The organism is Microbacterium sp. (assembly GCF_031179285.1).
Classification (GTDB): Bacteria; Actinomycetota; Actinomycetes; order Actinomycetales; family Microbacteriaceae; genus Microbacterium.
The window spans coordinates 1-8,283 of record NZ_JAPSHY010000052.1; the positions used below are offsets into that span (position 1 = coordinate 1).

The 8,283-nt window shown below is 70.4% G+C and carries 8 protein-coding genes and 1 pseudogene; all 9 read left to right on the forward strand.

The window, feature by feature from the left end:
- Positions 1-309: pseudogene (locus RIN18_RS16900) on the forward strand (nitrite/sulfite reductase); the annotation flags it as partial.
- Positions 306-1,049, forward strand: a complete 744-nt coding sequence (locus RIN18_RS16905; protein WP_309105149.1) for a phosphoadenylyl-sulfate reductase — start codon at positions 306-308, stop codon at positions 1,047-1,049. The pseudogene RIN18_RS16900 and the gene RIN18_RS16905, both read left to right, overlap by 4 nt.
- Positions 1,046-1,969, forward strand: coding sequence for a sulfate adenylyltransferase subunit CysD (gene cysD / locus RIN18_RS16910; protein WP_309105150.1), 924 nt, complete (start codon positions 1,046-1,048; stop codon positions 1,967-1,969). Before RIN18_RS16905 ends, cysD begins: the two co-directional genes overlap by 4 nt.
- Complete coding sequence (locus tag RIN18_RS16915; RefSeq protein ID WP_309105151.1) at positions 1,969-3,285, forward strand: GTP-binding protein; 1,317 nt, start codon at positions 1,969-1,971, stop codon at positions 3,283-3,285. The genes cysD and RIN18_RS16915 overlap by 1 nt, the downstream gene beginning before the upstream one ends.
- Before the next feature lie 61 nt (positions 3,286-3,346).
- Positions 3,347-4,414, forward strand: a complete 1,068-nt coding sequence (locus tag RIN18_RS16920) for an ABC transporter substrate-binding protein (RefSeq protein WP_309105152.1) — start codon at positions 3,347-3,349, stop codon at positions 4,412-4,414.
- A complete protein-coding gene (locus tag RIN18_RS16925; protein WP_309105153.1) occupies positions 4,414-5,253 on the forward strand; it encodes an ABC transporter ATP-binding protein in 840 nt (279 codons plus the stop codon). Before RIN18_RS16920 ends, RIN18_RS16925 begins: the two co-directional genes overlap by 1 nt.
- Positions 5,243-6,142, forward strand: a complete 900-nt coding sequence (locus RIN18_RS16930; RefSeq protein ID WP_309105154.1) for an ABC transporter permease — start codon at positions 5,243-5,245, stop codon at positions 6,140-6,142. The genes RIN18_RS16925 and RIN18_RS16930 overlap by 11 nt, the downstream gene beginning before the upstream one ends.
- On the forward strand, positions 6,139-7,164 hold the full coding sequence (gene cobA, locus RIN18_RS16935) for a uroporphyrinogen-III C-methyltransferase (RefSeq protein ID WP_309105155.1): 1,026 nt from the start codon (positions 6,139-6,141) through the stop codon (positions 7,162-7,164). Before RIN18_RS16930 ends, cobA begins: the two co-directional genes overlap by 4 nt.
- 28 nt (positions 7,165-7,192) lie before the next feature.
- Positions 7,193-8,283: FAD-dependent oxidoreductase (locus tag RIN18_RS16940; protein WP_309105156.1), on the forward strand; the 1,091-nt coding region annotated here is incomplete at its 3' end.

An 8,283-nucleotide genomic window follows, 5' to 3' on the forward strand; every position in this document is an offset into this window, starting at 1 on the left:
ATCCACGTCAACGGCTGCCCGAACTCCTGCGCCCGCATCCAGGTCGCCGACATCGGACTCAAGGGGCAGCTGATCACGAACGCCGACGGGCAGCAGGTGCCCGGCTACCAGGTGCACCTCGGCGGGGGCCTGGCGAACCTCGACCGCGAGGAGGCCGGACTCGGACGCACGGTCCGCGGACTCAAGGTCGAAGCCGGCGGCATCGCCGACTATGCCGAGCGCGTCATCCGCCGCTATCTCGCCGACCGCGAGACCGGCGAGACGTTCGCACAGTGGGCGCATCGGGCCGACGAGGAGGCCCTGCAGTGAGCGCCACCGCCGTCGGCATCCGCCCCGCCCGGCGCTCGACCGATGAGCTGCGTGCCCTCGCCGAGCGCGGTGCGATCGAGCTGCAGAGCCGCCAGCGCGACGAGGCGAGCCCGGCCGAAGTCGTCGCCTGGGTCGCGGAGAACTTCGCCGTGTCTCAGGCGGCGGTCGCCTGCTCTATGGCGGATGCCGCCCTGCCGCACCTCGTCTCGCAGGGCCTGCCCGGCGTCGACGTGCTCTTTCTCGACACCGGCTACCACTTCGCCGAGACGACGTTCACCCGCGGCGAGGTGGAGCGCGAACTCGACGTGCGCATCGTCGACGTCACACCCGCCCAGACGGTGCGCGAGCAGGATGCCGAGTTCGGCGCCGAACTGTTCGCTCGCGACCCCGCGCTGTGCTGTGCTCGACGCAAGGTCGAGCCCCTGCAGCGATCGCTCGCCGGGTACGAGCTGTGGTTCACCGGGGTGCGCCGAGACGAGAGTCCGACCCGCACCGACACACCGCTCATCACGTGGGACGAGCGCAACGGGCTGGTCAAGGTCAACCCGGTCGCCGCATGGACGTTCGACGATCTCATCGAGTACGCGACCGTTCACAGCGTGCCGGTGAACCCGCTCATCGCGAACGGCTATCCCTCGATCGGCTGCGCGCCCTGCACGAAGCCGGTCGCCGCCGGCGAAGATCCCCGGTCCGGCCGCTGGGCGGGCCTTTCCAAGACCGAATGCGGACTACACCTATGAGCACCGACACCATCACCGCACCCCCGACCGCCCTGGACACGCTCGACATCCTCGAGGCGGAGGCGATCCATATCATCCGTGAGGTCGTCGCGGAGTTCGAGCGACCCGTGCTGCTCTTCAGCGGCGGCAAGGACTCGGTGGTCGTCCTGCACCTCGCCGCGAAGGCGTTCGCGCCCGGTCGCGTGCCCTTCCCGGTGCTGCACGTCGACACCGGGCACAACTTCCCCGAGGTGATCAGGTTCCGCGACGAGACCGCCCAGCGCCTCGGCGTCCGTCTCGAGGTGGCGAGCGTGCAGTCCTACATCGACGACGGCCGCCTCGCCGAGCGCCCGGACGGCACCCGCAACCCGTTGCAGACCCAGCCGCTGCTCGATGCGATCGCCGCCGGCCGCCACGACGCCGTCTTCGGCGGCGCGCGACGCGACGAGGACAAGGCGAGGGCGAAGGAGCGAATCATCTCGTTGCGCGACGAGTTCGGGCAGTGGGATCCGCGTAATCAGCGGCCGGAACTCTGGAGCCTCTACAACGGCCGGCACCTGCCGGGCCAGCACGTTCGCGCCTTCCCCATCTCGAACTGGACCGAACTCGACGTCTGGCGCTACATCGAGCGCGAGCGGATCGCGCTGCCGCCGCTGTACTACGCCCACGAGCGCGAGGTCTTCCGCCGCGACGGCATGTGGTGGGCGACAAGCGAGTTCTCGCAGCCCCGCAAGGGCGAGCAGCTCGAGCGCCGGCTCGTCCGCTACCGCACCGTCGGCGACATGAGTTGCACCGGAGCGGTGGAATCGGATGCCGCCGATACGGCATCGGTCGTCGCCGAGGTCGCCCGCTCCACCCTCACCGAGCGCGGTGCGACCAGGGCCGACGATCGCATCAGCGAGGCCGCGATGGAAGACCGCAAGAAGGACGGGTACTTCTGATGACCGCGACCCTCACGAACACGACGCTGTTCCGTTTCGCGACCGCGGGCTCCGTGGACGACGGCAAGTCGACGCTCGTCGGGCGGCTGCTGCACGACGCGAAGGCGATCCTCGCCGACCAGCTCGAGCAGGTCGCCGCCACCTCGCGCGATCGGGGCTTCGCGCACGGCGCGTTCGACTTCGCGCTGCTGACCGACGGCCTGCGCGCCGAACGCGAGCAGGGCATCACCATCGATGTCGCCTACCGCTATTTCGCCACGGGCCGCCGCAGCTTCATCCTGGCCGACTGCCCCGGTCACGTGCAGTACACCCGCAACATGGTCACCGGCTCAGCCACCGCCGATGCCGTGATCGTGCTCGTCGACGCGCGCAAGGGCATCGTCGAGCAGACGAGGCGCCACCTCGCCGTCGTGTCACTGCTGCGCGTCGAGCACCTCATCGTCGCCGTGAACAAGATCGACCTCATCGGCTTCGACGAGGAGAGGTTCGTCGAGATCGAGCTCGAGGCGCACCGGGTGGCCGCCGAGCTCGGGCTCAGCGGCGCGCACGTGCTGCCGGTGTCGGCTCTCGAGGGCGACAACATCGTCGACCGGTCGGAGCGCACCCCCTGGTACGACGGCCCGACCCTGCTCGAGCTGCTCGAGACGCTGCCGGGGCTCGCCGAGACGGCCTCGGCCGACGCCGACTTCCGACTGCCGGTGCAACTGGTGCTCCGCCCGCAGGGCGGGCTCTCCCCCGAGATTCGAGCCCACCAGGGGGAGCGCTACCGCGACTTCCGCGGATTCGCCGGCCGCATCTCCTCCGGCACCGTGACCGTCGGCGACCGCGTCGAGGTGGCGCCGTCGGGCCTTTCGACGACGGTGACCGGCATCCAGATCGCGGGCGAGGATGCCGCATCGGCGACCGCGCCGCAGTCGGTGACCGTGACGCTCGCCGACGACGTGGATGCCGCCCGCGGCGCTCTCATCGCAGCAGCGGGAACCGCACCGACAGGGCGGCGTGAGGCGGTCGTCGAGCTGTTCCAGCTCGACCCGCGTGCCGTGACAGCCGGCACCAGAGTGCTGATCAAGCACGGGACGTCGACCGTGCAGGCACAGGTCGTCGAGGTGCTCTCGCGCCGGGATCTCGAGACCCTCGCCCTCGACGACATCGCCGAAGCGCTGGCCGTGAACGAGATCGGAAGGGTGCGGCTGCGGTTCGCCGCCGCACTGCCCCTGGAGCCGTACGCCCGCAACCGCGACGGCGGTTCGCTGCTGCTGATCCATCCCGCCGACGGGGCGACCCTCGCCGCGGCGACCGTCATCGACGAACCCTGACCTGCACCACCACCGACCTGCAACGCCCTGTCGCAGTACCGAACGCTGAGGAGGCGAAACCGTGAAGATCAACCGCACCACCACCACACTCACAGCGCTGGGACTCGCGGCGATGATGCTCGCCGGCTGCGCCTCCGCGCCCGCGACGGGCACCGAGAGCACGGGCGAGCAGCCCGACGAGGTGCGTCTGGGCTACTTCTCGAACGTCACCCACGCACCGGCTCTGGTCGGGGTGTCGGAGGGCCTTCTCGAGGATGCACTGGGTGACATCGACCTGCAGACCGAAATCTTCAATGCCGGCCCTGCCGCCATCGAGGCGCTCTCGGCGGGCGCGATCGATGCCGCCTACATAGGCCCGAACCCGTCGATCAACACGTTCATCCAATCGGGCGGCGAATCCGCTCACATCATCGCCGGCGCGACTTCCGGCGGTGCCGCTCTCGTGGTGCGCGACGGGATCGACAGCCCGGAAGACCTCGCCGGCACGACCATCGCCACTCCGCAACTGGGCAATACCCAGGACGTGGCGCTGCGCAGCTGGCTCGCCGAGGAGGGCTTCGAGACCTCGACGACCGGCGGCGGCGACGTCACCGTGACCCCGACCGAGAACGCGCAGACGCTCACCCTGTTCCAGCAGGGCGAGGTCGACGGTGCCTGGCTTCCGGAGCCCTGGGTCTCTCGGCTCGTGGTCGAGGCGGGCGCGCACGTGCTCGTCGACGAGGTCGAGCTCTGGCCGGAGGGCGCATTCCCCACCACCGTGCTCCTGGTCCGTGCCGAGTTCGCCGAGCAGCATCCCGACGTCGTCGAAGACCTCCTCGAGGGACACGTCGCCTCCGTTGCCTGGCTGAACGACAACGCCGCGGAAGCCCCTGTCGTCATCAACGATGCGCTAGAGGAGGCGACCGGCAAGCGGCTGTCGGATGACGTGCTGACCCGAGCCTTCGAGAACGTGGCGTTCACGGTCGACCCGCACGCCTCGACCTTCGAGACCCTGGTCGCCGACGGACGGGCCGCCGGCACGCAGAAGGAGGGCTCGATCGACGGCCTCTTCGACCTGCGCGCGCTGAACGCCCTGCTCGAGAAGGACGGCACTGAGCCCGTTTCCGCCGCCGGCCTCGGGGAGGAATGATGAGTGCGCCCGCGGGGAACACCGTGCGTCCGGACGTCTCGGCCGCCAGGCTGACGCCGAGCTTCGACGGCGTCACGCCGCTGAAGCAGCCGGAGCCGCCCGTCGACCCCGCGGTGCGCATCTCACACGTCACCAAGCGCTACGGCACCGGGCCGGTCGTCCTCGACGACATCTCGCTCGACATCGCCCCCGGCGAGTTCGTCTGCCTGCTGGGGGCATCGGGATGCGGCAAGTCCACCCTGCTGAACCTCATCGCCGGTCTCGAACCCCTGACCTCCGGAAACATCGAGACGCCGTCGTCGGGCGCCGCGGTGATGTTCCAGGAATCCGCGCTGATGCCGTGGCTGACGGCTCGCAAGAACGTCGAGCTCGCGCTGCGGCTGCGCGGCATCCCTCGCGGCGAGCGTCGCGACCAAGCTCAGCGGCTGCTGGCGACCGTCAACCTGGCCGAGGCCGGCGACAAGCGGCCGCATGAGCTCTCCGGAGGAATGCGACAGCGCGTCGCGCTGGCGCGGGCCCTCGCCCAGGACCGGCCGGTGCTGCTGATGGACGAGCCGTTCGCCGCCCTCGACGCGATCACCCGCGATCTGCTGCACGAAGAACTGGAGCGCGTGTGGCGCGCCACCGGCCGCACCATCGTGTTCGTCACCCACAACGTTCGCGAGGCCGCGCGTCTCGGCCAGCGGGTGATCCTGCTCTCCAGCCGCCCGGGGCGCGTCGCCGGTGAGTGGAAGGTCGCGACGACCACTGGACGGCGCATCGAATCGCCGGAGGTCGCGGCGCTCGCCACCGAAATCACCACCGAGCTGCGAAAGGAGATCCGCCGCAATGCCTCCTGAAACCACCACCGTCGACGCAGCCGAGTCCGATGAGCTGCGCACCCTCTCGGCCGGCCTCGACCGCCTGCAGATCGAGCAGGACGATCACCGCCCCCGGTGGCGCACGGCACTGTCGAAGGTGCTGCCCCCGATCGTCCTGCTGCTCGTGCTGCTCGGCGTCTGGCAGCTGTATGTCATGATCGCCGCCCCCCGCCCCGACATCGCCCCCGGCCCCCTGCAGGTGGCCCGAGCCCTCGGCGCCGCCTGGGAGTCCGGTCGCCTGCCGGAGGCCGTACTGACGAGCCTCGAGCGCGGCGTCATCGGCTTCCTCATCGCGATCGCGGTCGGCACGGCCGTCGGGATGCTGCTCGCCGAGTCGAAGCCGCTGCGCCGCGCCGCAGGTCCCCTGATCTCGGGCCTCACCGTGCTGCCGTCTGTGGCCTGGGTGCCTGCCGCGATCATCTGGTTCAGCCTCTCCGACGCGACCGTGTACTTCGTCATCCTGATGGGGGCCATCCCCTCGATCGTGAACGGGTTGCTCTCGGGCATCGACCAGGTGCCGCCGCAGCTGCGCCGGGTCGGCACCGTGCTCGGAGCGAGCCGCTGGCAGCTCGCCACGGTCGTCATCCTGCCGGCCGCGCTCCCCGGCTATGTCGCCGGACTCAAGCAGGGGTGGGCATTCTCATGGCGCTCGCTGATGGCAGCAGAGATCATCGCGGTGGGTGGATCGATCGGCTTCGGCCTCGGGTCGATGCTGCAGCAGTCCCGCGAGCTCGCGGATCTCGCCGGGGTGCTCGGCACCATCCTGGTGATCCTCGCGATCGGCATCCTGATCGAACTCGTGATCTTCGGCCCCCTCGAACGACGGATGCTGCAGAGCCGCGGCCTCGCGCTGGGCGGCGACCGATGAGCGGCACGACGCCGACCGGCACGACACCGACCGGCACGACGCCGACCGGCACGACACCGACCGGCACGACGCCGACCGGCACGACGCCGGCGGGCACCGTGACCCTCGTGGGCGCCGGACCGGGAGATGCGGGCCTGCTCACGCTGCGCGGGCTTCGTGCCCTGCAGAAGGCCGACGTCATCGTCGCCGACCGGCTCGGTGCGCGCTCAGTGCTCGAGCAGCTGGCCGACGACGGCGTCCAAATCACCGCCGAGGTGATCGATGTCGGAAAGCTCCCGGGTCACCATCCGGTGCCCCAGGACGGCATCAACGAGCTCCTCGTGGAACTCGCCACCGCCGGTCGACGCGTCGTGCGGCTCAAGGGCGGCGACCCGTTCGTCTTCGGCCGCGGCCGCGAGGAGCAGCTGTTCTGCGAGCAGGCGGGCATTCCCGTCGAGGTCGTGCCCGGCGTCACCAGCGCGGTCTCGGTGCCCGCGGTCGCCGGCATCCCGCTGACCCACCGCGGGATCGCCGCGTCGTTCAGCATCCTCAGCGGGCACGACCAGATCGAGCAGGTACCGGGCGCTGGGGACCACACCGTGGTGCTGCTGATGGGAGTCGGCACACTCGCCCACTCGGCGCATGTGCTCGCCGCCGGCGCCCGCGGTGTCGACTGCCCGGTCGCGATCATCGAGGACGGCTTCGGGCCCCGCCAGCGCGTCACCATCGGCACGCTCGGCACGATCGCGCATCTCGCGGCATCCCGCCAGGTGCGCTCGCCCGCCGTCGTGGTCATCGGCGACGTCGTCGCCCTCGCCTTCGAAGCGCCGTCCGCCGGATCGGACGGGGCAGGCCGTGACGCGCCTCCGGCACCGGATGCCGCACGCCGAACGATCTCGTCGCGCTGGTCCGACGCTCTCGACGCGGGGCTCGCGGTCGACACCGGACTCATCCAGGCGGTCGCGACACTAAAGCCCGCATCCGACCGCGGCATCCGCTCTTCCCTGTCTTCCCTGTCCTCCCTGTTCGCGCGAACGCGCTGAGCAGGCAGACCGAAAGGCCTCTTTCGTCATGACCTCTTCTCCCCTCTCCCTGCGCGTCGCGATCGTCGGAGCCGGCCCCGCTGGCATCTACGCCGGGAACCTGCTCGCCGGAGCCATCGCCGACCGGGGTGCCGCCGTCGAGATCGACCTGTTCGAATCGCTGCCCGCACCCTACGGTCTGATCCGGTACGGGGTCGCGCCCGATCACCCCCGCATCAAGGGAATCGTCAACTCGCTGCACGACATGCTCGATGCCTTCCCCGCGGCATCCGGGACCGATGGCGTCGATCGCAGCCGGCGCACCATCCGCTTCATCGGCAACGTCGAGGTCGGCCGCGACATCGCCATCGACGAGCTGCGCGAGCGCTATCACGCGGTGATCCTGGCGACCGGCGCGATCCGCGACACCGCCCTCGACATCCCCGGGGTCGATCTGCCCGGCTCGTACGGTGCCGCCGACTTCGTGGCCTGGTTCGACGGCCACCCCGACGTCGCGCGCACCTGGCCGCTGGAGGCGTCATCGGTCGCGGTGATCGGCAACGGCAATGTGGCGCTCGACGTGGCGCGGGTGCTCGCCAAGCACGCCGTGGACCTCCGCACCACCGAAGTGCCGGACAACGTCCTCGCCGGACTCGAGTCCTCGGCCGTCACCGATGTGCACGTCTTCGGACGCCGTGGCCCCGCCGACATCAAGTTCACCCCCATCGAGTTGCGAGAGCTCGGCGAGCTGAACGACGTCGACATCGTGCTGTACGACGAGGACTTCATCGGCGTCGATCCGGCAGCGGCTTCCACCAATCAGCTCAAGGTGATGCTGCGCACCCTGAACAGCTGGCGCGAGCGGCCGCAGACCGGAGCGTCGCGGCGCCTTCATCTGCACTTCTGGCACGCCCCGGTCGAGATCACCGGTGAGGACCGCGTCGACGGCATCCGCTTCGAGCGCACCGCCCCGGGGCCGGACGGATCTCTCGCGTTCACGGGCGAGATCCGGGAGTACCCGCTGCAGGCGGTCTACCGCGCTGTCGGCTATTACGGCACCCGGGTCGCCGGAGCGCCGTTCGACGAGGCACGCGGGGTCGTCCCCAACGCGGGCGGGCGCGTCGACGGTGAGCCGGGCCT

Bases quoted from the DNA above. Each gene is read 5' to 3' on its own strand.
- cysD (WP_309105150.1), top strand. From the start codon at position 1,046: ATGAGCACCGACACCATCACCGCACCCCCGACCGCCCTGGACACGCTC.
- cobA (WP_309105155.1), top strand. From the start codon at position 6,139: ATGAGCGGCACGACGCCGACCGGCACGACACCGACCGGCACGACGCCG.
- RIN18_RS16925 (WP_309105153.1), top strand. From the start codon at position 4,414: ATGAGTGCGCCCGCGGGGAACACCGTGCGTCCGGACGTCTCGGCCGCC.
- RIN18_RS16930 (WP_309105154.1), top strand. From the start codon at position 5,243: ATGCCTCCTGAAACCACCACCGTCGACGCAGCCGAGTCCGATGAGCTG.
- RIN18_RS16915 (WP_309105151.1), top strand. From the start codon at position 1,969: ATGACCGCGACCCTCACGAACACGACGCTGTTCCGTTTCGCGACCGCG.